This window comes from Ruegeria denitrificans (assembly GCF_001458295.1).
In the GTDB taxonomy this organism is placed as follows: Bacteria; Pseudomonadota; Alphaproteobacteria; order Rhodobacterales; family Rhodobacteraceae; genus Ruegeria; species Ruegeria denitrificans.
The window spans coordinates 289,868-315,605 of the sequence record NZ_CYUD01000004.1 but is presented as its reverse complement, the minus strand read 5'-3'; the positions used below and the strand labels follow the sequence as shown (position 1 = coordinate 315,605).

Here is a 25,738-nt window from a genome sequence, read left to right as displayed (position 1 = left end):
TGAGCCTCCGTACCTCTTTCCATAACAAGCTGGAGAGGAGACAACAGCCATGTTTCGCCGTACTTTCATGGGCGCCGCCGCCGCATTTGCACTTGCACTACCTGTCAAAGCACAAGCTGCCGATATCGTTGACACCGCCGTTTCTGCCGGATCGTTCAACACTCTGGTCGCTGCCGTTCAGGCCGCTGATCTGGTTGATACGTTGAAAAGCGAAGGTCCGTTCACCGTGTTTGCCCCCACCGACGAAGCGTTTGCCGCGCTGCCCGAGGGCACCGTCGAAACGCTGCTGCTGCCTGAAAACAAGGACCAACTGGTCGAGATTCTGACTTATCACGTGGTCCCGGCCAAGGTGATGTCTGGTGATATCGCTGGCAAACGCGCCAAAGTGCTGACGGTACAGGGTGATCGCCTGAACGTGAACGCTAAAAATGGCGTAAAGGTCAATGATGCCAAGGTTGTGCAGGCTGATATTGAAGCCAGCAATGGCGTGATCCATGTGGTCGATGCAGTGATTTTGCCGGAATAACGCCGACCCCCACGAAGAAGAAAGCCCCGGTCCAGATGGCCGGGGCTTTGTCGTCAAACCAGTCTGACCTTGGTTCCAATTTGAACCAATGGATACAGTTCTTCAACGTGCTGATTGTAAAGACCGATACAACCTGATGAGCTTTGACGGCCAATCTTGCGCGTATCGTGGGTGCCGTGCACCAGATAAGCCGGCCAGCCCAGATACATGGCGCGCGTTCCCAGCGGGTTTCCTGGATCGCCACCTTCCATGCGCACGGGTAGGGATGGATCACGCTCACGCATGGATGCGGTTGGGGTCCAGCTTGGATGTTCGGTTTTACGCTTAATTTCAGTATAACCGCGCTTGGTGAGCTCTTCGCTCATCGGGACCGAGCTGGGATACAGTTTATATGTCCCGTCCTGACCCCAGTAATGTACAGCGCGGCTGGTGATATCAGCTAACAAACAACCAACACCCAGCTCATCAAAATGGTCCTGCCAGTTCTGCTGCGAGAACGAGGACACATTGCGGCGAACCGGCAATTGTGTGCTGATTGCCTCTTCATCCGGCGGGAATGCATCAATGCTTTGCGCGCGCACCAAGGCCGGTGTCGCCAAAAGAGAAGCTGCGCCCAACAGGGCAGAGCGGCGGGTCATGTAGGGATTTGACAAAGCGGCCTCCGGTATTCGTACTGCTCGAAACTAGGAAATTGGCAACAAACTATTGTCGCAGTAGTTGCTTTTCCAGTGTCAGAGCTGTGAATTTATCGTGAAGCCCGGATTTTCTTATCCATTGTGGCAATACTTCGCCAAAAAATACCGGCCCGATAGGGGCCGGTATTGGTGGTAGGCAGTTTTGCGGATGCAAATCAGTCCATCGCTTTGAAGTTGAATTCGCCACCTTCTTTGATGCCCGACGGCCAGCGCGAGGTCACGGTTTTGGTGCGGGTGTAGAACTTGAAGCTGTCCGGGCCGTGCTGGTTCAGGTCACCAAACATGGACTTTTTCCAACCACCAAAGGTGTGATAGGCCAGCGGAACCGGGATCGGAACATTGACGCCGACCATGCCGATGTTGACGCGGCTCGCAAAGTCACGTGCGGTATCGCCATCGCGGGTGTAGATCGCGGTGCCATTGCCATATTCATGGTCCATCGCCAGCTTAAGCGCTTCTTCATACGAACCTGCGCGAACGGTGGACAGAACTGGGCCAAAGATTTCCTGGGTGTATATGTCCATGTCGGGTGTGACATTGTCGAAGAGGTGCGGGCCAACAAAGAAGCCGTCTTCATATCCCTGCAAGCTGAAATCGCGGTTGTCGACGACCAGCTTTGCACCTTGTTCAACACCCGAGTTAATCAGGCCAAGAATACGCTCTTTGGCGGCACCGGTTATGACCGGGCCCATATCAACATCGTCCCCGGCGGTGTAGGGGCCAACCTTCAGTTTTTCGACACGCGGGATCAGTTTCTCGATCAACGCGTCGGCTGTCTCTTCGCCTACGGGTACAGCAACCGAAATTGCCATGCAGCGTTCGCCAGCTGCTCCGAAACCAGCTCCGACCAGCGCGTCAGCGGCTTGGTCCAGATCGGCATCCGGCATGATGATCATGTGGTTCTTCGCACCGCCAAAGCATTGTGCACGCTTCCCGTTCGCAGTTGCGCGGGAATAGATATAGTGCGCGATCGGGGTCGATCCGACAAAGCTGACGCCTTGAATGATTTCGCTGTCAAGCAGAGTGTCGACCGCTTCCTTATCGCCGTTTACGACCTGGAATACGCCCTTGGGAAGGCCAGCTTCGACGAACAGTTCTGCCAGCATTAGCGGCACGGAAGGATCGCGCTCGGACGGTTTCAGTACCACTGCGTTGCCGCAGGCCAAAGCCGGGCCGACATGCCACAGAGGCATCATGGCCGGGAAGTTGAACGGCATGATCGAGGCGACAACACCCAGTGGCTGGCGCATCGAATACATGTCAATGCCGGGGCCTGCGCTGTCGGTAAACTCACCCTTCAGCATCTGTGGTGCGCCGATGCAGTATTCGATAACTTCCAGACCGCGCTGAAGGTCGCCCTTGGCATCGGGGATGGTCTTGCCATGTTCCCGGCTCAACGCTTCGGCCAGTTTGTCCATGTCGCGGTTCATCAGGCCAACCATGGCCATCATGACGCGGGCACGTTTCTGGGGGTTCGTTGCACCCCATTTAGGCTGCGCTGCGGCAGCATCGGCAATCGCAGCTTCGGTTTCGGCAACGCTGGCCATCGGGCAATGGGCCTGAACCTCGCCGGTGGCGGGGTTGAATACGTCGGCGAAACGGCCCGATGTACCTTCTACATTTTCGCCGTTGATATAGTGGGTCAGGTTCTGCATGACAAATTCCTCCGGGTAGATCTGCCGGCAAAATAAACTTGCAGAAATTCGGTGAACAGAGGCAATGTTTCAAAAGAGCTTTGCAAAAATGCAAAAGGTGAAACATGACTCCGAATTGGGATGATATGCGGGTTTTTCTGGCCGTCGCGCGCGAGGAAAGCCTGTCGTCAGCGGGCCGAATCCTCAAAATTGACCCTGCTACGGTTGGGCGGCGTATTGCGCGGCTTGAGGCCACATTGGACGCGCAGTTGTTTACGAAATCGCAGCAGGGTTACATTCTGACCGCTGCTGGTGAACGCTTGTTGGATCACGGTTTACAAGCGGAAGAGGCGATGCGCGCGGCGGCGGGTGTTGTTACGGGATCGACCAAATCCCTCAGCGGTCAAATCCGGATCGGTGCTCCGGATGGCAGTGCCAACTATCTGTTGCCGCAAGTGTGTGCAAAAATCAGTGACGCCAACCCCGATTTGGATATCCAGATCCTGGCCCTGCCACGGATCATCAACCTATCCCGGCGCGAGGCCGACATGGCCGTGACTGTCAGTGCACCCACGGCAGGAAGGCTGCTGGTCAAGAAAATCAGCGATTATAAACTTCATATGGTCGCAACGCAGACTTATTTAGATAGGCATCCACCTATATGTTCCGTCAACGATCTTAAGGGACATCGCCTGATTGGTTACATCCCGGATATGATCTTTGACCGAGAGCTGGATTATCTCAACGACATCGGCGTTGACCGTGTCGCGCTTGCATCGAATTCGGTCTCAGTTCAATTGCGGCAGGTGTCGCTGGGTACAGGGGTTTGTGTGGCCCATGACTTTACGTTGCCCTTCCATCCCAACTTGCGGAAAATCTTGACGGATCAAGTGGGTTTGACGCGAAGTTTCTATCTTGTCCGGCATCAAGGTGACCAACGCAACGAACGGTTGAACCGCTTTGCCGAGGCGCTCTCGCATGGCATCCGTGACGAAGTTGCGCGGCTTGAAGCCGATGCCAACGCTTGACAGGTCGCCACAATCGCGCAACGCTTTGGATAAGTTCATTATTCCGGAGGTGCTCTTCATGCTCGTTCAGGCCATTCTGAAATCCAAAGCGACAGACAGCGTGGTGACGGTTGAACCTTCTTCAACTGTATCAGAAGCAGCGAAGATTCTTGCAGAAAAGCGGATTGGTACGGTGATCGTGTCCGAAGACGGAGGGAGCACCGCGATTGGTATCCTGTCCGAAAGGGACATCGTACGCGAGTTGGCCGTTAGCGGCAGTAGTTGCCTGGATCAAACGGTTGAAACCTATATGACTCGGGAGCTGGTTACAGCAACGCGGCAGGAAACTGTGCAGGATATCATGACCCGCATGACCGAGGGCCGTTTTCGCCACATGCCCGTGGTTGAAGAGGGCAAGCTCATTGGAATCGTGACAATTGGCGACGTGGTCAAAGCACAGTTGACCGAACTGGCGATGGAAAAAGATGCCCTTCAAGGCATGATTATGGGTCACTGACGGGGCTGGTTGCGATGGCAACCTCTTGCACCGGCAGCAAAGTTGTGTTTGCTGACGCAGAAATTCCGGAACGCAGGAGGGCGTGATGCGGGTTGGTCTTTACCCCGGAACTTTTGATCCGATTACTCTGGGCCATATTGACATCATCCGGCGTGCCTCGGCTTTGGTGGACAAGCTAGTGATCGGCGTAGCCATCAACCGGGACAAGGGGCCGTTGTTTTCGCTGGAAGAGCGCGTGGTCATGATCGAGGCGGAATGCGCGCTTTTGTCAGAACAAACCGGAACCGAGATTGTCGCCCATCCATTCGAAAACCTGCTGATCGACTGTGCTCGCGATGTCGGTGCGCAAATCATCGTGCGTGGACTGCGGGCCGTTGCGGATTTCGAGTACGAATTCCAGATGGTCGGTATGAACCGAGCTTTGGATGATTCAATTGAAACCGTATTTCTGATGGCCGAAGCGCGGCATCAGGCTATCGCATCGAAACTAGTGAAAGAGATCGCGCGCCTGAACGGGGACGTGTCGAAATTCGTGACGCCCCGCGTTCATACGGCTCTGCGCGAGAGGTTAGGCTAAAACGCCCATCGCGGCGGCTGTGTCCAGCATTCGGTTCGAAAAGCCCCATTCATTGTCATACCAGGCCAGAACGCGCACCAATGTGCCGTCGGTGACTTTGGTTTCTGCCAGTGAAACGGTCGAGCTATGGGAATCGTGGTTGAAATCCACCGACACCAGCGGGCGGCTTTCGGCGGCCAGAACGCCGGGGATCCTGGCGGCGGCCTCGGTGAACAGGGCGTTCACCTCGTCTTCGGATGTAAGGCGCGATACCTCGGCCACCAGATCCACGACGGAGACGTTCGGAGTGGGCACGCGGATAGCCTGACCGGTCAGTTTGCCAGCCAGTTGCGGCAGAACCAGACCTACAGCTGCTGCAGCGCCCGTGGTGGTCGGGATCATCGACAAAGCCGCGGCGCGCGACAGGTATGGGTCTTTACCCGCAGCATCATGGACAGGCTGACTGGCGGTATAAGCGTGAACAGTAGTCATGTTGCCGTGGACAATGCCAAGCCCCGCATCCAGCGCGGCCGCAACGGGTGACAGGCAGTTTGTGGTGCATGAGGCATTCGAAACAACGGTGTCTTCGGCCGTTAGTTCATGTTCGTTGACGCCGAAGACAATTGTTTTCACTGCGCCATCGCCACGTGCAGGCGCCGAGATAAGGACCTTCTTGCTACCGTTTTTTAGATGACGCTCGGCGGCTTCGCGGGTGCGGAAGACGCCAGTACATTCCAGAACCACGTCGATATCGGACCAATCCAACGCCTCAGGGTCGCGCTCGCTGGACAGACGAATGGGGCCCGCGCCCACATCAAGGCCAGCCTCAGTTAGTGTCACTTTGTTGGGATAACGACCATGCACGCTGTCAAACTCGAACAGATGCGCGTTCATTTCGGGTTTGGCCAGATCGTTGATAGCCACGATTTCCACATCTGTACGACCTGATTCCATCACCGCGCGCAGAACTCCGCGTCCGATCCGACCAAATCCGTTTATTGCCAGTTTGAGTGCCATGTTCTGCTCCGTCCGAATATCGGCTTTGTAAAGTTAGCGCTAACAAAGCCAGATAGGCGAAAAAGTCAAGCAAAACCTCTGTTAGCGCCAGAAAGCCAGCCAATCCAAAAAGGCGTAGAGCTTTTTCCCGAGGAAAACCAAATGCTCGGGCCCAAAGATGGCGTAATCCAGAATGAACCCGCCAAGGATCAATAAGCCAAGCCAGATTGCGATTTGGTTGGTCATAGCGGCCCCGAACGAAAATGCCCGCCCAGATAACCTGAGCGGGCAAAAAGGTTCAAGATTTCAAACCAGTCTTAGTTAAGGCGACCCATGGCAACGGCGACATCGGCCATGCGAACCGAGAAGCCCCATTCGTTGTCATACCAGGCCAGAACGCGTACCAAGCGGCCATCAACGACGCGGGTTTGTTCCGGTGCGAAGATCGAGCTTTCCTCAGTGTGGTTGAAATCGGTCGAGACCAGCGGTGCAGGCTCATAACCCAGAACGCGCTGCATCGAACCTTGTGCGGCTTCACGGACGATTTCATTAACTTCTTCGACAGACACGTCGCGCGAGGCACGGAAGGTCAGGTCAACTGCCGAGACGTTCGGGGTCGGCACGCGAATGGCAGAGCCATCCAGACGGCCTTTCAGGTTCGGCAGAACCTCACCCAGCGCTTTCGCGGCACCGGTTGATGTCGGGATCATCGACATTGCGGCAGCGCGGGCGCGATACAGATCGCTGTGACGGCGGTCCAGGGTCGGCTGGTCTCCAGTATAGGCGTGGATCGTGGTCATGATCCCGTTTTCGATGCCGACACCTTCGTCCAGAACCTTGGCAAGCGGAGCAAGGCAGTTCGTTGTGCACGAACCATTGGAAACCATGTTGTCGTTCGCGGTCAGCGTGTTGTGGTTCACACCGAATACGATGGTTTTGTCGACGTTTTTGCCCGGCGCGGACAACAGAACTTTGCCGGCGCCACGCTCAAGGTGCGTTTTTGCCTTGGTGCCGTCATTGAATTTGCCGGTGCATTCCAGAACGACGTCGCAGCCTTCCCAGTCCAGTTCGTTCATGTCGTAGGTCGAAAACATCTCCATCGGGCCTCGGCCTAGATCCATGGTGTTGCCGTTGATGGCGATGTCGCGCGGGAAACGTCCGTGGACGCTGTCATACTTCAGCAGATGCGCCGAGGTTTCTAGCGGTCCGGTCGCATTGACCTTGATGACTTCGATATCGTTCCGGCCTGACGCGGCGATGTGCGACAGGGTGCAACGGCCGATGCGGCCAAAACCATTGATGCCGACCTTGATGGTCATGTGACGTCTCCAAATGCGCTTGCGTTGCAGGCCATATAGCGGTGATTGGTAAATCTCAAAAGAGTAAAAGCGGCATATTTTTAATGTGTTAGCGCAAACCTAACGCGATTGCGCTAACGCTTGCGCTAGCCGTGAGATCAAGTAGGGTCCTGTTGCGGCAGGTGACAGGAAAGGTAGCGCAATGAGCGGTCTGTTGGCTCTTTTGGATGACGTGGCAGGGATCGCTAAGGTCGCGGCATCTTCTGTGGACGATGTCGTTGCGGCGGCGGGTAAGGCCGGGGCCAAGACGGCGGGAGTGATTATCGACGATGCGGCGGTCACTCCGAAGTACGTTCAGGGTTTTGCACCTGCGCGTGAGTTGCCGATCATCTGGCGGATTGCCCGAGGGTCGATGTTCAACAAGATTATTCTGCTGCTGCCGGTGGCCCTTTTGCTGGCCAATTTTGCGCCCTGGCTGATTACACCGCTGCTGATGATAGGTGGGTCATATCTTTGTTTCGAAGGAGCTGAAAAGATATTTCACGTTCTGTTTCCTCATGGCAGTCACGCCATCGAAGAAGACATGAATGTGCGTGATCCGGGCCATCTTGAAGAGCAGAAGGTCAAGGGCGCCATCAAGACGGATTTCATCCTTTCGGCCGAGATCATGACTATCGCACTAGCGGCAATCGAAGCACCGAATCTTTGGATGCAGGCGGCGACTCTTGCGGTTGTGGGGATTGGGGTGACGGTGGCCGTCTATGGCTCGGTCGCGCTGATCGTGAAAATGGATGATGTCGGGCTGTTTCTGGCCCAAAACGCGCCGACGCCTGTTGGGCGCGGGTTGGGACGCGGGTTGGTCAAGGCAATGCCCGGCGTGATGAAGACCCTGTCAATTGTTGGAACCGCGGCGATGCTGTGGGTCGGCGGGTCGATCATCATTCACGGGATGGAAGTTCTGGGCTTTGGCTGGCTGGGCCATCACATCCACGACTGGGCCTATGCGATTGGGCATTCCGTTTCTGAGGGCTGGGCAGGGGCCGCCGAATGGATTTCTAAAGCGGCCATGGATGGCGTGTTTGGTTTGGCCTGGGGATTTGTTCTGATCCCTGTAGCCACCAAGGTGATTGGGCCCTTGCTATCAAAGAAGGCCCCATCGCACTGAAAGCAAATTGAAAAGGGCGGCCTAAGCCGCCCTTTGCTTTATTCTTTGTGTACTGGCTTACAGTCCCAGCAATTCCTTGACCTTGGCAACGGTCGCCTCGGCAGTGATGCCAAAATGCTTGTACAGCTCATTTGCCGGAGCTGACGCGCCAAAGCTCGACATTCCGATGAAACCAGCCTTGGCTTCGCGGCCGCGCTCGCCCAGCAGCCAGCGATCCCAACCTCCAGCGCGAACGGCGGCCTCGATCCCGACACGAACGGGTCCACCGGGCAGAACGCGTTTGCGATAGGCTTCGTCCTGCTCGGCAAACAGTTCCATGCAGGGCATGGAAACGACACGGGTGCCGATGCCTTGGGCCTCGAGCATCGCCTTGGCTTCCATCGCCAGCGAAACCTCGGAACCTGTAGCGATCAGGATGGCCTGACGTTTGCCCTCGGCATCAGCCAGAACATATGCACCCTGAGAGGTGAGGTTCTTGGCCTTGTGATCCGTACGCACGGTCGGCACGCCCTGACGGGTCAGCGACAGAACCGAGGGGCTGTCCTTGAAGGTCAGCGCCAACTCCCATGCTTCGGCGGTTTCAACGGAATCGGCGGGGCGGAAAACATAGGTGTTCGGCGTCGCGCGTGATATCGCCAGATGCTCGACCGGCTGGTGGGTCGGGCCGTCTTCGCCCAGACCGATCGAGTCGTGGGTCATCACAAAAACGCTGGGCACCTTCATGAGCGCAGCAAGGCGCATAGACGGGCGGGCATAGTCAGTGAAGGCCATGAACGTGCCGCCATAGGGGCGAATACCGCCATGCAGCGCCATACCGTTCATTGCTGCAGCCATGCCGTGTTCGCGGATACCGTAGTGGATGTAACGGCCTTTGCGGTTTTCCGGAAGGAACACGCCCATATCAGCCGACTTGGTGTTGTTTGATCCGGTCAGGTCAGCTGAACCACCGACGGTTTCGGTCATGATCGGGTTCACAACATTCAGAACCTTCTCGGACGATGCGCGGGTGGCCAGTTTCGGCTGATCTTCCGAAATCTGTTTTTTGAAAGCGCGGATGGCACCAGCCAGTTTCTTAGGAGCCTCGAACGCATAGGCGCGGTTGAATTCGGCCTGTTTGCGCTCGGAAATCTGTGCGAAACGTTCTTCCCACGCAGCGCGTTCGGCAGCACCACGCGATCCGATTGATTCCCAAGCGGATTTGACATTCGCTGGGATTTCGAACGCGTCATGCGGCCAGCCATAACCTTCTTTCGCGGCTTTCAGTTGTTCCTGATCGGTCAGCGCACCGTGACCTTTCGAGGTGTCCTGAGCAGCGTGACCCAATGCGATATGGCTTTCGCAAGCAATCATTGTCGGTTTGTTCGACTTTTTTGCCTGAACGATAGCTGTGTCGATAGCTTGCGGGTCATGGCCGTCAATCTCAATCACGTGCCAACCCGAGGCCGCGAAACGGCGAACCTGATCGGTGCGGTCGGCCATGTCGACAGTGCCGTCGATGGTGATGTTGTTGTTGTCCCAGAAGACGATAAGCTTGCTCAGCTCATGACGGCCCGCAAGTGTGATCGCCTCTTGGCTCACGCCTTCCATGAGGCAGCCGTCGCCCGCGATCACGTAGGTATAGTGATCCACGACCTTTTTACCGTAATGGGCGCGCTGGATTTCCTCGGCCATGGCAAAGCCCACAGCGTTCGAAATGCCCTGACCCAGCGGGCCGGTGGTGGTCTCGATGCCTTCGACCAGGAAGTTTTCCGGGTGGCCCGCGGTTTTAGCGCCCAACTGGCGGAAGTTCTTGATCTCGTCCAGCGTCACGTCGCCATGACCGGTCAGGTACAGTAGCGAATAGATCAGCATCGAGCCGTGACCTGCCGACAGGATAAACCGATCGCGGTCAGGCCAGTTCGGGGCCGAGGCGTCAAATTTCAGGTGCTTTTCGAACAGCACGGTCGCAACGTCGGCCATGCCCATCGGCATGCCGGAATGGCCGGAATTGGCGGCGGCGACGGCGTCAAGGGTCAGGGTGCGGATGGCCGCAGCTTTGTCCCAGTGTTCGGGGTTGGCATTGCGCAGCGCAGTCAGGTCCACGGGCGTTGTTCCTTTGGATTACAGGCAGATGGGCGCTCAATACCATCCACCTTCCAAAGTGCAAGTAGAACTGGGTGTTCAGTTAGAGATGTGGTTCAAGAATGCAGCCCAAGTTGTTGAAAGCAAACAGTGGGTATTTTCCGCCCCGTTAGGTTAGACTAGAGCAAGACGTAGATGATGTTGATTCGGATACGTCCGCGATTACTAAGGAACCTTGGTTAAGAGGTGGTAGGGGCATGAGCCAGATCGAAGAATTACACCGCCGTATTGTTGCCGCGATGGATCGGATTGGAACCGGCGTCGATGCGCTGCGGGACACAGCACCGGTTGGCGGAGGCGCAGACGACACCCTTCGCGCGGCGCTGGACGATGAGCGTGTTGCCAATGCGCAGCTGGAAGAACGTCTGAAATCCCTGAAGGAACGTCACGAACAGGAAGTCGACGCCATGCGCGCCGACATGGAAAGCTTGCGAACGGCACCGGTGGACGATCCGGAGAAAGCAGCGCTTCGCGAGCAATTGACCGAAGCGACCGCCAGGCTGGCCTCGGTCGAGGCAGCTCGGGCCGAGTTGGCTGATGCAAAGGCTGCGTTAGAAAGTCAGGACGAGCTTGATGCGCTGAAATCAGAAAACGCAGAATTGAAAATCGCACTTGAAGCGGCGCAGGAAATCGAAGCTGAAAATGGGCGCCTGCGGTCAGAACTGGCCGATAGCGAGCGCGTTGCCGAACTGAGTTCTGAGTTGGATATGCTACGTGCAGAACGCGCCAGTCACGGGGCGGCGATGTCCCGTTTGGATGACGATCTGCAGCGCATGCGTAAAGCGAATGAACAGTTGCGGCAATCGGTGGATGAGCTGCGTGCTGCCACCGAAGGTGGCGTTCCTGATGCCGCTCTGCTCAACCGCGCAACAGTGGCCGAGCTTGAGGCGACGCGCGCCGCGCAAGCAACTGATGCAGCAGAAGCGCATGCGGTTCTGGCCCGGCTGGAACCGCTGCTGTCGAAGGCGAAACTGGCGGAAGGAGAGGTTGAGTAATGCCCGAAGTGACCATTCAAATCGGTGGGCGCGGCTTTGATGTCTCGTGCCAGGAGGGGGAAGAGCCGTTTCTGCATTCCGCGGCCAAGTTGCTGGACGATGAGGCGCAGGTTCTCTCTGACCAGATCGGGCGCATGCCGGAATCGCGGATGTTGCTGATGGCCGGACTGATGCTGGCCGACAAAGCTGCTGGAACCGATGATAAGATCAAAGCGCTTGAGGCCAAGCTGGCCGAGGTTGAGTCCGAACTTCGAACCCTCAGGAACATGCCACAACCCGAGCCCGAACGGATCGAGGTGGCTGTGGTTCCTCCGTCGGTGACGGATACTCTGGCAGAGCTGGCTGCACGTGCCGAAGCGCTGGCTTCGGTGATCGAGGAGAGATCAGCGGGATGAACTCTTTGAAGACGGTTGTCTGCGCCGCGGCAATGGCATTGCCCGGTGGCTTGGCTTGGGCCGAGATTGATATTCTGCCGGTAACATTCACCTGCCTGAACGGCGTGCCGCTGCAAGTTGCCTATTTCAATGCGCCGGACGGGTCCAGCGCGGCGGCAATGATGGTGGATAATCAATTGGTCACAATGCGTCAGGTTCAAAGCGGTTCCGGAATTCGCTACGAATCTGACGGAGGGGCAGGGACATACATCCTGCGCTCAAAAGGGTGGGACGCAACGGTAAGCTATCTGGCGACAGGTACGGATGCCGCCAGTGAGCAGGTCATTCTGGAAAACTGTGTCAGCCGCTGATCAGGCGTTCGCTTCGCGGATCTTGTCGGCGGCGTCTTTGTTGTAGCCGACACCGTTGTCGTCGAACAGCGTGTCCAGCTCACCCGAAAGGGTCATCTCAGTGATGATGTCGCAACCACCGACGAACTCGCCTTTGACATATAGCTGCGGAACGGTCGGCCAGTCGGAATAGTCCTTGATACCCTGACGCACTGCGTCATCAGCCAGAACATTCACGTCGGCATATTCAACGCCCATATAGTTCAGAACACCGGCCACACGGCTTGAGAACCCGCATTGCGGCATTTCCTTGGTGCCTTTCATGTACAGCACCACATCGTTGGCTTTGACGGTTTCGTCGATCTGGGTTTTAACGTCGCTCATCTTGCTTGTCCTTTTCACCCGCATCCGGGGCAGTCGTTTCATCCTGTGACGGGTCGGGCCCCCATCCTTCTTCTTCTAGCCGCCGATGTTCGGCCTGGGCCAAAGCCAGCGGATCCAGCCCATATCTTTCAATGCCGCCGATCTTGCTGATCTTGTCCGGGTCCGGACGCATATCGGCGAGGTTACGTTTCCGGTTGCGCTTCACATAGGCTTCGAGCAGCGCGGCGGCAACTATCAATGCTGCGATTACACCTATCCAGAAGAGCCAGCTGTTCATTTTTGTCACTCAGCTTTGGCGACGTTCGTAGTCGCGGTGTCTCATCTTTCTTGTGACCCGCCAATATCTGGGTCCGTATTTCAAGAGCATTGGCAGATCACAAAACAAGATCACTATGAAGTTGATAAGATCAAAGACCAAATAAGTCAGCCGTAGCAGAACCCATCCGATCGGTTCATCCACTATTCAGGCACTTTCGTCGTCAACGCCAGCGCGTGCAGTTCTCCATCCGGGCCGTCCATTTTACCTTTCAACGCAGCATAGACCGCGCGTTGCTGCTGAACCCGGTTTTTCCCGCGAAAGCTTTCGTCCACGACCATAGCTGACATATGTACACCGTCATGCCCGCCGACCTGAATTTCCGCATCGGGAAAGGCTTCGCGCAGCAGGTGTTCGATATCATTGGCGCTCATCGGCATGTAGGTAACTCCTGAAGGTCTTTCCCAAGATGTAGAGCGCCCGGACAGGGGGCGCAAGGGTGTGATGAATGGCTTGAAACGACAAAACCTGCGCCGGAAAGGGCGCAGGTTTCTTAAGTCGGACGGATTAAGAGATCAGGCCACGGCGGCGGCGAAGCTGCCGCGGAATGTGTCTGACAACTCGGCAAGTGGAGCTTCGGAATTGCCGACCTTGACCACGTCACTTGTGAAGCGACCCACCGAGACCAAGGGAACCCCGGCCTGACCGGCGGCGATCATCAGCGCCTCGGCCTGGTCAAAGTTGCAAGCGACCAGATAGCGGGCTTGATCTTCGCCGAACAGGAACTCGGTCGAGGCTTCGTCGAGGTGAACGCCAACGCCGGCGGCTTCGGCCAGTTCAAAAGCGGCAAGCGCCAGACCGCCGTCACCCAGATCGGTGCAGGCTTTGATCATCTCGCGATTGGCTCGGATGAATTCACCGTTGCGCTTTTCCGCATCCAGATCGACATGCGGCGCATCGCCGTCTTCGCGGTTGAACACTTCGGCCAGCAAGGCCGACTGACCCAGATGCCCATTGGTTTCGCCGATGACCAGCGCGACGTGGCCTTCGCGGACCTCGTTGCCGATGATTTCGTCGGTGTGGTTCAAAAGACCCACCGCGCCAATGGTCGGGGTGGGCAGGATCGCCTGACCGTCGGTCTCATTATAAAGCGATACGTTGCCTGACACGATGGGCATGTCCAGCGCGGCGACTGCGGCACCGATGCCCTGAATTGCGCCCACGAACTGGCCCATGATCTCGGGCTTTTCGGGGTTGCCGAAATTCAGGTTGTCGGTGGTGGCCAGTGGTTTGGCACCCACGGCGGTCAGGTTGCGGTAAGCTTCGGCCACAGCCTGCTTGCCGCCTTCAATCGGGTTGGCGCGGACATAGCGGGGGGTGACATCGCTGGTGAAGGCCAGTGCCTTGTCAGTGCCATGCACGCGGACCATGCCCGCACCCAAACCCGGCGTGCGGGCGGTGTCAGCCATGACCATCGTGTCATATTGTTCGTACACCCATTGCTTGCCCGCATAATTTGGCGAAGCGAGCAGGGCGCGCAGACCGTCGATCGGGTCAATCTGAGGGACTTCGGCCAGGACTTCAGCTTCAGGTGTCGCCACCCAAGGGCGGTCATATTCCGGCGCGGTCGAGGACAGTTTCGACAGCACCAGATCGGCTTTGACCTCACCGTTATGGACAATCAGGAACCGGTCTTCGGCGATGGTTTCGCCGACGATGGCAAAGTCGAGGTCCCATTTTTCGAACACAGCGCGGGCCTCCGCCTCAAGCTCAGGCTTGAGGACCATCAGCATCCGTTCCTGTGATTCAGACAGCATCATCTCGTATGCGGTCATGTCCTCTTCGCGCTGAGGGACGTTCTCTAGATCGAGGCGCACACCAAGGCCGCCTTTGTCGCCCATTTCAACGGCGGAACAGGTCAAGCCAGCTGCGCCCATATCCTGGATCGAGATCACAGCGCCGGTTTGCATCAGTTCTAGCGTCGCCTCCATCAGGCGCTTTTCGGTGAAGGGGTCGCCAACCTGAACGGTGGGACGTTTTTCTTCGATTGTGTCGTCAAATTCGGCCGAGGCCATAGTTGCACCGCCAACGCCGTCACGGCCGGTTTTGGCACCCAGATAGACGACGGGCATGCCAACACCGGACGCTGCCGAGTAGAAAATTTTGTCGCTGTCAGCCAAACCTGCGGCAAAGGCGTTCACAAGACAGTTGCCATTATAGGCGGGATGGAATCGCACTTCGCCGCCGACGCAGGGAACACCAAAGCAGTTACCGTAACCGCCAATGCCTTCGACGACGCCATTGACCAGCTGACGGGTCTTGTGATGGCCGGGTTCGCCAAAGGACAGCGCATTCATTGACGCAATGGGCCGCGCGCCCATGGTGAAGACATCGCGCAGGATGCCGCCAACACCAGTCGCAGCACCCTGATAGGGTTCGATGTATGACGGGTGATTGTGGCTTTCCATTTTGAAAACAACAGCTTGCCCGTCGCCGATATCAACGACCCCAGCATTTTCACCCGGACCACAGATCACCTGAGGGCCCGAAGTAGGCAGGGTGCGCAGCCACTTTTTCGAGGATTTGTACGAGCAATGCTCATTCCACATGGCGGAAAAGATGCCCAGTTCGGTGAAGGTCGGCTCGCGACCGATGATCTCAAGGATCATGTCGTATTCGTCGGGCTTCAGTCCGTGGGCGGCAATCAGATCCGGTGTGATGGCGGGCTCTTGCATCGTCTGTCCTGTTCTCAAGGTGGCCGAGATTGCGCGCCTTTTAGGGCAAGGGCGCGTCGGTGGAAAGGGTTAAGACCGGGGTTGGCGGGTTTCGCTTGGCGATCCGATCAAAAAAGGCCGCCTCGAGGGCGGCCTTTGTGCTGTTTGCAGTGTCAGAGCGCTATTTCGGAGCACCGTGTTCGGAACCCGGTTTCTGACCTTGCTGTTCCGCTTGTTGGTTGGCGGCCTCTCCGGCAGCTGCGCCAATAGCGGCCTTTTGTTCTTCGCTCAGATTGTCCGCGTCATCCAGACCGGGGATCGCAACGCGTACCTCGCGGCGGGCAAAGTCAATGCCATTTTCTTTGAACGCGGCCTTCACTCGGTTGAAGATTTCCTTGCGCAGGGTGAACTGCTTGCCCGGCTTGGCCATGAACTTGCCGCGGATGATCATGCCAACGTCGTCAAAATCAAACACGCCCTGCGACTTGAAGGGTTGCAGGAAGCCGTCCTTGTGAATCTCATCCTCCATCATCGCAGCACCGATCTTTTTAAAGATTTTCTTGACCTTGTTGGGATCGGTGTCGAACGGCACGGTGAACTTCAGCTTCATGATAACCCAGTCGCGGCTATAATTGGTCAGCTTCTGAATCTCGCCGTATGGAATGGTATGGACCGGTCCACGGTGGTGACGCAATTGCATCGAACGGATCGAGATTTTCTCGACCGTTCCCGTCGTTCCTCCCACATCGACGTATTCTCCGACGCGGAAGGCATCATCGACCAAGAAGAATATCCCGCCCACGATATCTGCCACCAGTTTCTGCGCGCCAAAGCCAATGGCCAGACCCAGAACACCAGCACCGGCCAATAGGGGGGTGATATTGATCCCCAGCGCCCCAAGCGCCAGCAGTACAAAGATGACCGCGATAGCGACCTGAGCGGTTACACGCAGCAGCGGCAGGACAGTGGCCAGACGGGATCCACCAGCACCGCCACCTTCGCCGGCCTCTTCATCCGGGCTTTGATCTGTTGCCTGCTCTTTGGCCAGGCGACGGTTGATCCAAAGCGACACAAGTTCGTTGAGGATGTAACCAACCGCGATAATGATAAAGAACTGGATCAGCTTGCTGCCGGATTCATCACCACCGCCCGCAATTTCGCGAAGGTCAAGATCCCACGCATTGGCAATCATCAGAATGATCAGAATGCCGGCCAATACTCGTCCGATACGAATATAGCTGCGTTTCGTGGATTTGTAGGCTTTCTCAGCCACTGCGCCTTCGCCCTGCATGGGCGGTTGCAAATGGCGAACCAGGCCGCGTATCAGCGTGTCCAACGCAGGGGCGATGAGCAGCCAGAACATGGTAGTGAAATGAGCGCCCTGCAGTAGCAGAGCCCGATATACCGGATCACGCTGCGCCGACAGGAATTCGACCAGCAGCCAGATAACCGCCGAAACTCCGATGGCGAAATACGGGTAGTAGTGTGCGACTTCTTCATCGAATTTGGTGTGATCGGGATCTGTTCCCAACATCATCTGTGAAAGACCCTCGCGAGCTTTCCAGGCGATTACGCCGATATAGATGTGGATCGCTGCGTTCAGCCAGAAACCGATACGTGTTTCACCGCCAGTAATGCCGTTCAAAGCATTGAAATGGATAATGAACAGCGTAAAGCCGATCAGAATTAAAAGGCCGATCAGATTGCGGTGCAGGTATTTCGCCCAGTGATCTTCAATGTTCACCAAACGAAAGTGCGGCTTGTTCGGTGCCAGAATGAACCGAGATGTCGCTGCACCCAATCGGGGAATCCAGATCAGATAGAAAACAAAGGGTGCTGCATATGTCAGCTGCTCAGGGGTCAGAAGGCCGCGCCCGAAGGCGCGAATGACGACGTAGAACACCACCAGGCCAGCGATTTCGTGACAAAAACGGCGGAACAGATAGCTCACAGCCCCCCACAAATCGTTTTCATCTGCGGGTTCAGTCTGGTTGTGCCATTTACGGGTAAGCAGCCCGAACAGTTTTTCTGCTATGAAACCCACGACCAGAACGCTGAGAACCAGCCCCATCAGGCTAAAGGTGCCGGTTGTTCCAAACGTGCCAACAAAGTTTTTGACCGCCTCTACCTGCACGCTGAAAATTCTGGGCAAGGTGACAGCGACATGTGTCCACGAGGCCACCATTTCGGCCCATATTTCATTTAACTCGGTGATCGGGTCTTCTCGATCCTCAGCTTCGACGGCGCGTTGTTCGGCGACCGCATCCAATCGTTCCAGCAAGATGGCGCGAACCTGATCGTCGGACATACGCGCAACCAGATCGTCCACCTGTTCGGGTGTCAGGTCATCTGGAATGCTGATTGTGGTTGAGGAACCGGTTGTGCCGCTATCCTGCGCAAGAACCGGCCCGGAAAGGCAAATGACGGAAAATATCGCCAATAAAAAGCGAAGGGGATGAAACATCGAATCTGTCCTCGAACACAAGTCTTCGTGATTTTTTCGTGATCATAGGTCTAAGTGCCCGAGTTTCCCAGATGTTTTGCCAACCGATCAAAATTCACGTTGCCAAACGGCCAAAAAAAAAGGCCGAGCACTAAGCTCGGCCATAGTCCAACAGGGAGGTATGAAGATGATGAGCGTTACAGCATCACCGCCTTCGAGAGTTCATTTAGGGATCAGTTCGTGAACGATCAAGAGATTTCAGAATGATTGCTGGTCAATCCCGCTATGCTGATAGTGCATAGCTAGAGTTTTCCCATCTGCTTCAATTGTTTACGTTGCGAAATGATCTCATCCTGAACAAAGTCGCGGAAAGCTCCGACGCGCTTGGAATGGCGCAGTTCTTCGGGATAGGCGAGGTAAACAGGAACATCTGCGCTTTCGATATCCGACAGGATCGGTGTCACATTGGGAAGTCCTTGGGTCACATAGTCGGGCAAGACACCGATACCCAAATTGTGCAGCACACCCTGTAGCACACCAAAATAGTTGTTTACGGTCAGCAGCGAACCCGGATTGTACGTCATCAGGTGACGCACCATAGCAGCACCCGCACCAACTTGCGGGGCCGAGGGTGTCTGACAGATCAGCCGGTGGTTTTTGATTTCGTCTAGCGACGTTAACATACCACCGTGGGTATCAATATATTCCTGCGTCGCAAAAAGCTGCATTTGCACGGTCATCAGACGCTTGCGGACCAGATCGGCCTGGCTGGGCTCTTTCATGCGGATGGCCACGTCGGCCTCGCGCATGGGCAGGTCAAGCACGCGCTCTTCCAGCATCAAATCGATATTGAGATCGGGGTACTGTTCGTACAGTTTCGGCAGGCGAGGGGCCAGCCACAGCGTGCCAAAACCATAGGTGGTGGTGACACGCAAGACACCGAACACTTCTTCCTCGCTGTCACGAATGCGGGCGGCGGCGGCATCCAGACGTTTCGTCATGGCCGAGGTTGCATCGAACAGCAATTCACCCTGTTCGGTCAGGATCAGCCCGCGCGCGTGACGGTGGAACAGAGTCGAATCAAGCGACTCTTCCAGCGCTCTGATCTGCCGACTAACGGCCGATTGCGACAGATTCAGCTTGTCACCCGCATGAGTCAGGCTGCCTGCATCCGCAACTGCGTGAAATATCCTAAGCTTGTCCCAATCCATTGCCGCAACTTTCGTTATCTTTCAGACTGCCTATATGAAATAGGTAGTAACTTCCACATTCAAACGGTGAAATCCTTAATTTTCAGGGGATAAACTCTATACAGGTCAGAAATTATGACCTAAAATGTGGATATATGTTGCACACTGATCTGACGAGGGGAGGCGTTTGATGAGTCAGCCGCAAATATCGCTGAATGATCGTTTCGATCTGGATAAGAACCCAATTCTATTGAACGGCACGCAAGCGCTGGTGCGCTTGATGCTGATGCAAAAGGCGCGTGATAAACGGGCGGGCCTGGATACCGCAGGTCTGGTGACTGGGTATCGCGGCTCACCGCTGGGTGCAGTGGACTTGCAGATGACGCGAGCACAGAAACCGCTGACCGAAAGCGACATCACTTTCCAGTACGGGCTGAACGAAGATCTGGCTGCGACGGCCCTATGGGGCAGCCAGCAGGCCGGGCTGCGCGGGGACGGGCGGTTCGATGGCGTGTTTGGCCTTTGGTACGGCAAAGGGCCCGGCGTGGACCGGTCCGGCGATGTGATGCGCCACGCCAATATGGCGGGTACGGCCAAGCATGGTGGCGTGCTGGTGGCGATGGGCGATGACCACACCGGGGAAAGCTCAACCGTGCTGCATCAGTCTGAATGGTCTCTGGTTGATATGTATATGCCGATTGTCAGCCCTGCCGGCGTGCAGGAGATTTTGGACTATGGCGTATACGGGTTCGCACTCAGCCGTTTCTCGGGGCTTTGGGTTGGCCTGAAGACGATGAAGGACACGATCGAGGTCACGTCAGTCGTCGATGGCAGTGCAGACCGAATGAACTTGGTCGTGCCCGAGTTCGACATGCCCGAGGGCGGGTTGAACATCCGTCTGGGCGACACGCCGCACCTGCAAGAGGGGCGGATCATCGACCATAAACGTTTCGCGGCCGAGATGTTCTCGCACGCGAACAAGATGGACAGGCGCGTGTGGGGTAAACCCGGTGCAAAGATCGGGTTTGTTGCGGCGGGTAAGAACTGGCTGGACCTTGCCCATGCCATGTCACTGCTGAACATCGACGCGGAGGAGGCCGAACGGCTGGGGATCACGACCTATAAGATTGGTCAGACCTTCCCGCTGAACATGACCGGGTTCCACGACTGGGCCGAAGGGTTGGACCTGATTGTTATCGTTGAAGAAAAGCGCAAGTTGATCGAGGTTCAGGTCAAAGAGGCTATCTTTGATGACCGCCGGGGTCGCCGTGTTTACGGCTGGTACAAAGGCGGGGCTGGAACCTTGCACCGCGAGGAACTGTTTCCAACCCGCGGTGCGCTTGATCCCAACATGATCGCCGAGAAGCTGGGTGAGATTCTGATTGAAGAGGGCCACGACACAGAAGGCGTTCGCGCCGGTCTGGCCAAACTTTCTGAGGCACGGCGGGCCGATAACGCCGAGGAAATCGCGACTCGTCTACCGTATTTCTGCTCGGGCTGTCCGCACAACAGTTCCACCCGGTTGCCCGACGGCAGCCGCGCCTATGCGGGGATCGGCTGCCACTACATGGTGCAATGGATGGACCGCGAAACAACAGGTTTCACGCAGATGGGTGGTGAAGGCGCGAATTGGATCGGCGAAGCGCCATTTTCGACCACCAAACACGTATTCCAGAATCTTGGCGATGGGACGTATAACCACTCGGGTGTGCAGGCGATCCGCGCGGCGTTGGCAGCGGGCACCAACATCACCTTCAAAATCCTGTTCAATGATGCCGTGGCCATGACCGGTGGCCAGGAAAACGAGGGCGGGCTGTCAGCAGAACGGATCGTGGCCGAGGTCAAAGCCATGGGCGTTCAGAACGTGGCCGTCGTCTATGATGAAAAAGAAGATGTGAACTTCAAGGCAATGCCTGCTGGCGTGGATACCTTTGAACGCGTAGAGTTGATGCGGGTTCAGGAACAGTTCCGCGAGACCGAGGGTGTTTCTGTCATTGTCTACATCCAAACCTGTGCAGCCGAAAAACGGCGTCGGCGCAAGCGGGGTGAGTTTCCCGATCCGGACAAGCGCGTCTTTATCAACACCGATATCTGCGAGGGTTGTGGCGATTGCGGAGTGCAGTCGAACTGTGTCTCGATTGTGCCCAAAGAAACGGAACTGGGCCGCAAACGGGCGATTGATCAGTCAAGCTGCAACAAGGATTTCTCCTGTTTCAATGGGTTTTGCCCGTCATTCGTAACGTTGGAAGGCGCCAAGATCCGTAAGGAAGCGACCACCGATATCGACCTGCCGGACTTACCTGAACCTGTTCTGCCCGAAATCAAGGGCACGCACAACGTGGTGATTACCGGGGTCGGGGGCACGGGTGTGGTGACACTGGGTGCGATCCTGGCGCAGGCGGCGCAGATCGACGGCAAAGGCGCCGGAATGATGGAGATGGCTGGCCTTGCTCAAAAAGGCGGTGCCGTTCATATCCATTGTCGGCTGGCCAACCGGCCTGAGGATATCAGCGCTATTCGCGTAGCAACGGGTGAGGCACACGCGTTGATCGGCGGCGATCTGGTGGTATCTGCCGGGGCCAAGACGCTTGGGTTGACCCGCGCCGGTCAAACCGGGGCCGTGATCAACAATCATGAGACAGTGACCGGAGATTTCACCCGCGATACCGATTTCCGCATACCGGGCGACCGGCTTGAACTGGCCCTGCAGGCGCGGTTGAAGGACGACGTTTCGCTGTTTGACGCGACCGAATTGGCGCGCGCGGTGATGGGTGACTCGATCTATTCCAACATGATGGTCTTTGGTGCGGCGTGGCAGCGGGGTTTGCTGCCCATCAGCCATGACGCCGTTGTGCGAGCTATTGAGCTGAACGGCACAGCAGTCGAACGCAACAAACGCGCCTTTGATATCGGCCGTTGGGCGGTTCTGCATCCGGAAGAAGTAGCGGATATTCTGGAGCCTAACGTGGCTGAAATGCCGAAATCTCTGGAGCAGATAATCGACTATCGGGCACAGCATCTGACCGCGTATCAAAGTGGTCGTTTGGCCAAACGCTATCGCAAACTGGTGGATAAGTTTGAAGATGAAACCATCAGCGAAGCTGTGGCAAAAGGCTATCATAAGCTGTTGTCCTATAAGGATGAATACGAGGTTGCCCGGTTGATGTTGGACAGCCGTGAAAAAGCGGTGGCCGAGTTTGACGGAGATTTCAAAATGTCCTTTCATCTGGCCCCGCCCATCCTTGGCGGAACCGGCGCTGACGGACGTCCGCGTAAGCGTTCATTCGGCGAGTGGATTTTGAAGCCGATGAAGCTGCTCACACGATTGAAATCTCTGCGGGGAACGCTTTTGGATATTTTTGGCTACAGCGCTGAACGGCGAATGGAACGCGCTCTGATCAAGCAATATGAAACTGATATCAAAGAGGTAGAGCTTCTTGTTACACCGCAAACACGTGACGCAGTGATTGCGCTGGCGCAATTGCCGTTGGACATTCGCGGGTTCGGTCCTGTGTTGCAGGCCAACGAGGCCCTGGCCGCCAAACGCCGTGAGGAATTGCTGGCCACGATACGGAACGGAGGACCAGAGCTGCGCGCCGCCGCCGAATAATCTGTAACGGGATTGTCACGAAACCTAGGCAAGATTGCCGCTTATACTTATCTTGCAGGCCGCAAAGCTTGGAGAGTTGTATGCCCTCGCGCCACCATGTTGTTCGTGACATTTCCTATTCCTATTCCGCCTCAACCAAGGGCGGACGGATGGTGATCAAACTGATGGAGAACACCACGGGCCGGATGCGCCTGATCAAGCGTGCGGACGGGTATGAGAATGAAGTCGCCAAAGGTCGTGACTTTTGGTCAGTCATGGTGGACCGCTATGGTCTGTCGCTGGATATTGTCGGCGGTTCGTTGACGAATGTCCCAAAGAACGGGCCCGTGATTCTGATTGCCAATCATCCTTACGGCATCCTGGATGGGTTGATGATGGGCCACATCCTGTCACAGACACGTGGCGATTTCCGTATTCTGGCCAATCACGTGTTTCGCAAGGCCGAGGATCTGAACAATATCATCCTACCGATTTCGTTCGATGAAACAAAAGATGCGATGAAACAGAACATTGAGACACGCAAAGCTGCGTTGCGCTATCTGGGTGAGGGAGGAGCCATCGGGATATTTCCGGGCGGCACGGTTAGTACCGGACTAAAGCCATTCTCACACCCGATGGATCCGGGTTGGCGAGGTTTTACGGCGCGGATGGTGGCTAAATCCAACGCCACAGTGGTGCCGGTTTTCTTTGACGGGCACACGTCGCGCTTGTTCCAGATCGCCAGCCATTTGCACAATACATTGCGTATGGGCCTGCTGATCAAAGAGTTCAAAAAACGTGTGGATACGCCTGTCAAAGTCGTCATCGGAGAGCCAATTGGTCGCGACGTTCTGGACCCATTGGCCACGGATACGCGCAAGATGATGGATTTCTTGCGCAAAGCCACGTATGAGCTGTCTCCGACGCCGTTGAAGTCTTATGACTACGGCTATGAATTCGAGGAACGGCATCGCGCCTAAAGGGGCAAATGGCAGTAGGCATTTTTGATTCTGGTTTGGGCGGTTTGACCGTTCTGGACGCCGCGCAGAAACGTCTGCCGGACGTGAATTTTCTGTATTACGCGGACAGTGCGCATGCGCCTTATGGCGTGCGCGACGCCGAGAATATCTATGATCTGACGCGGCACGCTGTTGGCAACCTGTGGGACCGTGGGTGTGATCTTGTGATTCTGGCCTGCAATACAGCCAGTGCCGCCGCGCTGCGTCGGATCCAGGAAGAGGGTGTGCCAGCGGGCAAGCGCGTTCTGGGAGTTTTTGTGCCCTTGATCGAAGCACTGACCGAGCGGCAGTGGGGCGACAACAGCCCCCCGCGCGAGGTTGCCGTCAAGCACGTGGCCCTATTTGCCACGCCTGCAACGGTGTCCAGCCGTGCCTTCCAACGAGAACTGGCATTCCGCGCCATTGGAGTGGATGTCGAGGCGCAGGCCTGTGGCGGAGTGGTCGATGCCATCGAAGACGGCGACCTGATACTGGCCGAAGCACTGGTGCGCAGCCATGTCGATGCGCTGAAACGGAAAATGCCCGAACCGCAGGCAGCCATTCTGGGCTGCACGCATTATCCCTTGATGGCCGAAACATTTCAAACCGCTTTGGGTCCGGACGTTCAGGTATTCAGCCAGGGCGCCTTGGTGGCCGAAAGCCTTGCGGATTACTTGCAACGCCACCCGAATATGCAGGGCGATGCTAAGGGCGGATTTCTGACCACCGGTAAGCCGGATTTCGTAAGCAACCGGGCAACGCAGTTCCTCCGACGACAAATTTCGTTCGAGGCCGCCTGACTTAGGTCAAGGACGCTGCTGCGCACTCTCCTTTATTCGAAGACCGTCACATCGGCGGTCGTGATATGTGACACACTGGAACAAGAGGTCTGACATGACCCATAAAATCGCAATTCTGGGCGCATCCGGTTATACCGGCGCCGAATTGGTGCGGCTGATCGCCGAGCACCCGAATCTGGAAATCACCGCCCTGGCAGCCGAGCGGAAAGCAGGCATGTCAATGGCGCAGGTCTTTCCACATCTGCGCCATATGGATTTACCGGACCTGTGCAAAATCTCTGAGATCGACTTTTCTGCGGTCGACCTGTGTTTCTGCGCCTTGCCGCACAAAACCAGCCAGGAGGTCATTCGTGACCTGCCGAAAAACCTGAAGATTGTCGATCTGTCCGCGGATTTCCGTCTGCGGGACCCGGACGAATACGAAAAGTGGTACGGCAACCCGCACGTGGCGCTACAACAGCAGGAAGAGGCCGTCTATGGCCTGACCGAATTCTACCGGGATGACATCCGCAACGCGCGGCTGGTGGCGGGCACTGGTTGTAATGCGGCGACGGGTCAGTATGTGCTGCGTCCGCTGATCTCGGCAGGAGTTATTGATCTCGACGACATCGTGCTGGATCTGAAATGTGCCGTATCGGGCGCAGGACGGTCGCTGAAGGAAAACCTGCTGCACGCAGAGCTTAGCGAGGGCTATAATGCCTATGCCGTGGGTGGAACACACCGTCATCTGGGCGAGTTCGATCAGGAGTTCTCGGCACTGGCCGGACGTACCGTGCATGTTCAGTTTACGCCGCATCTGGTCCCGGCTAACCGGGGTATTCTGGCGACGACGTACGTTAAGGGTGACCCGGCCAGCGTATATGAGACGCTTGCCAAAGCCTATGAAGATGAACCCTTTGTCCAGATATTGCCGTTCGGCGAAACACCTTCGACCCACCATGTGCGCGGTTCGAATTTCTGCCATATCGGAGTTGTCGGCGACCGGATAGAACGCCGCGCTATCGTAGTCGGCGCTTTGGATAACCTGACAAAAGGTAGCAGCGGCCAAGCCTTGCAGAACGCCAACCTGATGTTAGGTGAAGATGAAACCCGGGGGCTGATGATGGCCCCACTATTCCCGTGAGGACGGT

Annotated in this window: 24 protein-coding genes; 12 read left to right on the top strand and 12 right to left on the bottom strand. The window is 56.4% G+C overall.

Translation table 11 applies throughout. The annotated features are described in order from the left end of the window. The first annotated feature begins 49 nt into the window (after nt 1-49). On the top strand, nt 50-526 hold the full coding sequence (locus RUE5091_RS08215) for a fasciclin domain-containing protein (RefSeq protein WP_058281406.1): 477 nt from the start codon (nt 50-52) through the stop codon (nt 524-526). A gap of 53 nt (nt 527-579) precedes the next feature. On the opposite strand, the gene RUE5091_RS08210 is transcribed toward RUE5091_RS08215, so the two are convergent. Together RUE5091_RS08210 and RUE5091_RS08205 are read right to left on the bottom strand one after the other, a co-directional pair. Further along, nucleotides 580-1,164, bottom strand: coding sequence for a L,D-transpeptidase (locus tag RUE5091_RS08210; protein ID WP_207383723.1), 585 nt, complete (start codon nt 1,162-1,164; stop codon nt 580-582). Nucleotides 1,165-1,376: 212 nt separating this feature from the next. Beyond that, on the bottom strand, nt 1,377-2,876 hold the full coding sequence (locus tag RUE5091_RS08205) for a CoA-acylating methylmalonate-semialdehyde dehydrogenase (RefSeq protein WP_058281404.1): 1,500 nt from the start codon (nt 2,874-2,876) through the stop codon (nt 1,377-1,379). A 104-nt stretch (nt 2,877-2,980) separates the two neighbouring features. Here RUE5091_RS08205 and RUE5091_RS08200 point away from each other — a divergent pair, with 104 nt between their 5' ends. From RUE5091_RS08200 to coaD, 3 genes are all read left to right on the top strand, one after another. Beyond that, complete coding sequence (locus RUE5091_RS08200; protein WP_058281403.1) at nt 2,981-3,883, top strand: LysR family transcriptional regulator; 903 nt, start codon at nt 2,981-2,983, stop codon at nt 3,881-3,883. A gap of 58 nt (nt 3,884-3,941) precedes the next feature. Continuing rightward, a complete protein-coding gene (locus tag RUE5091_RS08195) occupies nt 3,942-4,379 on the top strand; it encodes a CBS domain-containing protein (RefSeq protein WP_058281474.1) in 438 nt (145 codons plus the stop codon). An 85-nt stretch (nt 4,380-4,464) separates the two neighbouring features. Next, nucleotides 4,465-4,956, top strand: coding sequence for a pantetheine-phosphate adenylyltransferase (gene coaD / locus RUE5091_RS08190; RefSeq protein WP_058281402.1), 492 nt, complete (start codon nt 4,465-4,467; stop codon nt 4,954-4,956). Here coaD and gap (RUE5091_RS08185) read toward each other — a convergent pair. The 3 genes from gap (RUE5091_RS08185) to gap (RUE5091_RS08175) all read right to left on the bottom strand — a co-directional run bounded on the left by gap (RUE5091_RS08185) (nt 4,948) and on the right by gap (RUE5091_RS08175) (nt 7,250). Beyond that, the gene (gap, locus tag RUE5091_RS08185) at nt 4,948-5,952 is read right to left on the bottom strand and encodes a type I glyceraldehyde-3-phosphate dehydrogenase (protein WP_058281401.1); all 1,005 of its coding nucleotides are present in this window, start codon (nt 5,950-5,952) and stop codon (nt 4,948-4,950) included. The two genes, coaD and gap (RUE5091_RS08185), sit on opposite strands and share 9 nt — an antisense overlap. 81 nt (nt 5,953-6,033) lie before the next feature. Beyond that, nucleotides 6,034-6,177 carry a hypothetical protein gene (locus tag RUE5091_RS23240; protein WP_058281400.1) on the bottom strand — a complete coding sequence of 48 codons (144 nt, stop codon included), beginning with the start codon at nt 6,175-6,177 and terminating at the stop codon, nt 6,034-6,036. 71 nt (nt 6,178-6,248) lie between these two features. Next, entirely contained in the window at nt 6,249-7,250 is a 1,002-nt protein-coding gene (gap, locus tag RUE5091_RS08175; protein WP_058281399.1) for a type I glyceraldehyde-3-phosphate dehydrogenase, read from the bottom strand. Nucleotides 7,251-7,431: 181 nt separating this feature from the next. Between gap (RUE5091_RS08175) and RUE5091_RS08170 the strand changes: the two genes are divergently transcribed. Further along, the gene (locus RUE5091_RS08170) at nt 7,432-8,394 is read left to right on the top strand and encodes a DUF808 domain-containing protein (protein ID WP_058281398.1); all 963 of its coding nucleotides are present in this window, start codon (nt 7,432-7,434) and stop codon (nt 8,392-8,394) included. Between the two features lie 57 nt (nt 8,395-8,451). Here RUE5091_RS08170 and tkt read toward each other — a convergent pair whose 3' ends face one another. Then, nucleotides 8,452-10,476 (bottom strand): transketolase, encoded by a 2,025-nt coding sequence (gene tkt, locus RUE5091_RS08165; protein ID WP_058281397.1) that lies wholly within the window; start codon nt 10,474-10,476, stop codon nt 8,452-8,454. A gap of 236 nt (nt 10,477-10,712) precedes the next feature. Between tkt and RUE5091_RS08160 the strand changes: the two genes are divergently transcribed. Genes RUE5091_RS08160 through RUE5091_RS08150 form a run of 3 tightly spaced genes read left to right on the top strand, consistent with a single transcriptional unit; the run spans nt 10,713 to nt 12,255 of the window. Further along, nucleotides 10,713-11,510 carry a hypothetical protein gene (locus tag RUE5091_RS08160; protein ID WP_058281396.1) on the top strand — a complete coding sequence of 266 codons (798 nt, stop codon included), beginning with the start codon at nt 10,713-10,715 and terminating at the stop codon, nt 11,508-11,510. Further along, nucleotides 11,510-11,905 carry a cell division protein ZapA gene (locus RUE5091_RS08155; protein ID WP_058281395.1) on the top strand — a complete coding sequence of 132 codons (396 nt, stop codon included), beginning with the start codon at nt 11,510-11,512 and terminating at the stop codon, nt 11,903-11,905. Before RUE5091_RS08160 ends, RUE5091_RS08155 begins: the two co-directional genes overlap by 1 nt. Further along, a complete protein-coding gene (locus RUE5091_RS08150) occupies nt 11,902-12,255 on the top strand; it encodes an MliC family protein (RefSeq protein WP_058281394.1) in 354 nt (117 codons plus the stop codon). The genes RUE5091_RS08155 and RUE5091_RS08150 overlap by 4 nt, the downstream gene beginning before the upstream one ends. Here RUE5091_RS08150 and grxD read toward each other — a convergent pair whose 3' ends face one another. From grxD to RUE5091_RS08120, 6 genes are all read right to left on the bottom strand, one after another. Next, nucleotides 12,256-12,618, bottom strand: a complete 363-nt coding sequence (grxD, locus tag RUE5091_RS08145; protein ID WP_058281393.1) for a Grx4 family monothiol glutaredoxin — start codon at nt 12,616-12,618, stop codon at nt 12,256-12,258. It lies immediately after the preceding gene. Further along, on the bottom strand, nt 12,605-12,895 hold the full coding sequence (locus RUE5091_RS08140) for a hypothetical protein (protein WP_058281392.1): 291 nt from the start codon (nt 12,893-12,895) through the stop codon (nt 12,605-12,607). The genes grxD and RUE5091_RS08140 overlap by 14 nt, the downstream gene beginning before the upstream one ends. Before the next feature lie 182 nt (nt 12,896-13,077). Then, on the bottom strand, nt 13,078-13,314 hold the full coding sequence (locus RUE5091_RS08135; RefSeq protein WP_058281391.1) for a BolA family protein: 237 nt from the start codon (nt 13,312-13,314) through the stop codon (nt 13,078-13,080). 135 nt (nt 13,315-13,449) lie between these two features. Then, entirely contained in the window at nt 13,450-15,609 is a 2,160-nt protein-coding gene (purL, locus tag RUE5091_RS08130) for a phosphoribosylformylglycinamidine synthase subunit PurL (RefSeq protein ID WP_058281390.1), read from the bottom strand. A gap of 160 nt (nt 15,610-15,769) precedes the next feature. Continuing rightward, a complete protein-coding gene (locus tag RUE5091_RS08125; RefSeq protein WP_058281389.1) occupies nt 15,770-18,052 on the bottom strand; it encodes a mechanosensitive ion channel family protein in 2,283 nt (760 codons plus the stop codon). Between the two features lie 281 nt (nt 18,053-18,333). Continuing rightward, complete coding sequence (locus RUE5091_RS08120; protein WP_058281388.1) at nt 18,334-19,242, bottom strand: LysR family transcriptional regulator; 909 nt, start codon at nt 19,240-19,242, stop codon at nt 18,334-18,336. Nucleotides 19,243-19,411: 169 nt separating this feature from the next. On the opposite strand from RUE5091_RS08120, the gene RUE5091_RS08115 reads away from it, so the two are divergent. From RUE5091_RS08115 to argC, 4 genes are all read left to right on the top strand, one after another. After that, entirely contained in the window at nt 19,412-22,831 is a 3,420-nt protein-coding gene (locus tag RUE5091_RS08115; RefSeq protein WP_058281387.1) for an indolepyruvate ferredoxin oxidoreductase family protein, read from the top strand. 80 nt (nt 22,832-22,911) lie between these two features. Then, nucleotides 22,912-23,790 carry a lysophospholipid acyltransferase family protein gene (locus RUE5091_RS08110; RefSeq protein ID WP_058281386.1) on the top strand — a complete coding sequence of 293 codons (879 nt, stop codon included), beginning with the start codon at nt 22,912-22,914 and terminating at the stop codon, nt 23,788-23,790. A gap of 8 nt (nt 23,791-23,798) precedes the next feature. Continuing rightward, nucleotides 23,799-24,608 (top strand): glutamate racemase, encoded by an 810-nt coding sequence (gene murI, locus RUE5091_RS08105; RefSeq protein WP_058281385.1) that lies wholly within the window; start codon nt 23,799-23,801, stop codon nt 24,606-24,608. Nucleotides 24,609-24,702: 94 nt separating this feature from the next. Next, nucleotides 24,703-25,731 carry an N-acetyl-gamma-glutamyl-phosphate reductase gene (gene argC, locus RUE5091_RS08100; protein ID WP_058281384.1) on the top strand — a complete coding sequence of 343 codons (1,029 nt, stop codon included), beginning with the start codon at nt 24,703-24,705 and terminating at the stop codon, nt 25,729-25,731. Nucleotides 25,732-25,738: the final 7 nt, after the last annotated feature.

Bases quoted from the DNA above. Each gene is read 5' to 3' on its own strand.
- RUE5091_RS08135 (WP_058281391.1), bottom strand. From the start codon at position 13,314: ATGCCGATGAGCGCCAATGATATCGAACACCTGCTGCGCGAAGCCTTT.
- RUE5091_RS08125 (WP_058281389.1), bottom strand. From the start codon at position 18,052: ATGTTTCATCCCCTTCGCTTTTTATTGGCGATATTTTCCGTCATTTGC.
- RUE5091_RS08200 (WP_058281403.1), top strand. From the start codon at position 2,981: ATGACTCCGAATTGGGATGATATGCGGGTTTTTCTGGCCGTCGCGCGC.
- RUE5091_RS08120 (WP_058281388.1), bottom strand. From the start codon at position 19,242: ATGGATTGGGACAAGCTTAGGATATTTCACGCAGTTGCGGATGCAGGC.
- RUE5091_RS08170 (WP_058281398.1), top strand. From the start codon at position 7,432: ATGAGCGGTCTGTTGGCTCTTTTGGATGACGTGGCAGGGATCGCTAAG.
- RUE5091_RS08110 (WP_058281386.1), top strand. From the start codon at position 22,912: ATGCCCTCGCGCCACCATGTTGTTCGTGACATTTCCTATTCCTATTCC.
- coaD (WP_058281402.1), top strand. From the start codon at position 4,465: ATGCGGGTTGGTCTTTACCCCGGAACTTTTGATCCGATTACTCTGGGC.
- purL (WP_058281390.1), bottom strand. From the start codon at position 15,609: ATGCAAGAGCCCGCCATCACACCGGATCTGATTGCCGCCCACGGACTG.
- RUE5091_RS23240 (WP_058281400.1), bottom strand. From the start codon at position 6,177: ATGACCAACCAAATCGCAATCTGGCTTGGCTTATTGATCCTTGGCGGG.
- murI (WP_058281385.1), top strand. From the start codon at position 23,799: ATGGCAGTAGGCATTTTTGATTCTGGTTTGGGCGGTTTGACCGTTCTG.
- gap (WP_058281401.1), bottom strand. From the start codon at position 5,952: ATGGCACTCAAACTGGCAATAAACGGATTTGGTCGGATCGGACGCGGA.
- RUE5091_RS08160 (WP_058281396.1), top strand. From the start codon at position 10,713: ATGAGCCAGATCGAAGAATTACACCGCCGTATTGTTGCCGCGATGGAT.
- RUE5091_RS08155 (WP_058281395.1), top strand. From the start codon at position 11,510: ATGCCCGAAGTGACCATTCAAATCGGTGGGCGCGGCTTTGATGTCTCG.
- RUE5091_RS08115 (WP_058281387.1), top strand. From the start codon at position 19,412: ATGAGTCAGCCGCAAATATCGCTGAATGATCGTTTCGATCTGGATAAG.
- RUE5091_RS08210 (WP_207383723.1), bottom strand. From the start codon at position 1,164: ATGACCCGCCGCTCTGCCCTGTTGGGCGCAGCTTCTCTTTTGGCGACA.
- RUE5091_RS08195 (WP_058281474.1), top strand. From the start codon at position 3,942: ATGCTCGTTCAGGCCATTCTGAAATCCAAAGCGACAGACAGCGTGGTG.
- gap (WP_058281399.1), bottom strand. From the start codon at position 7,250: ATGACCATCAAGGTCGGCATCAATGGTTTTGGCCGCATCGGCCGTTGC.
- RUE5091_RS08140 (WP_058281392.1), bottom strand. From the start codon at position 12,895: ATGAACAGCTGGCTCTTCTGGATAGGTGTAATCGCAGCATTGATAGTT.
- RUE5091_RS08215 (WP_058281406.1), top strand. From the start codon at position 50: ATGTTTCGCCGTACTTTCATGGGCGCCGCCGCCGCATTTGCACTTGCA.
- RUE5091_RS08150 (WP_058281394.1), top strand. From the start codon at position 11,902: ATGAACTCTTTGAAGACGGTTGTCTGCGCCGCGGCAATGGCATTGCCC.
- argC (WP_058281384.1), top strand. From the start codon at position 24,703: ATGACCCATAAAATCGCAATTCTGGGCGCATCCGGTTATACCGGCGCC.
- RUE5091_RS08205 (WP_058281404.1), bottom strand. From the start codon at position 2,876: ATGCAGAACCTGACCCACTATATCAACGGCGAAAATGTAGAAGGTACA.
- grxD (WP_058281393.1), bottom strand. From the start codon at position 12,618: ATGAGCGACGTTAAAACCCAGATCGACGAAACCGTCAAAGCCAACGAT.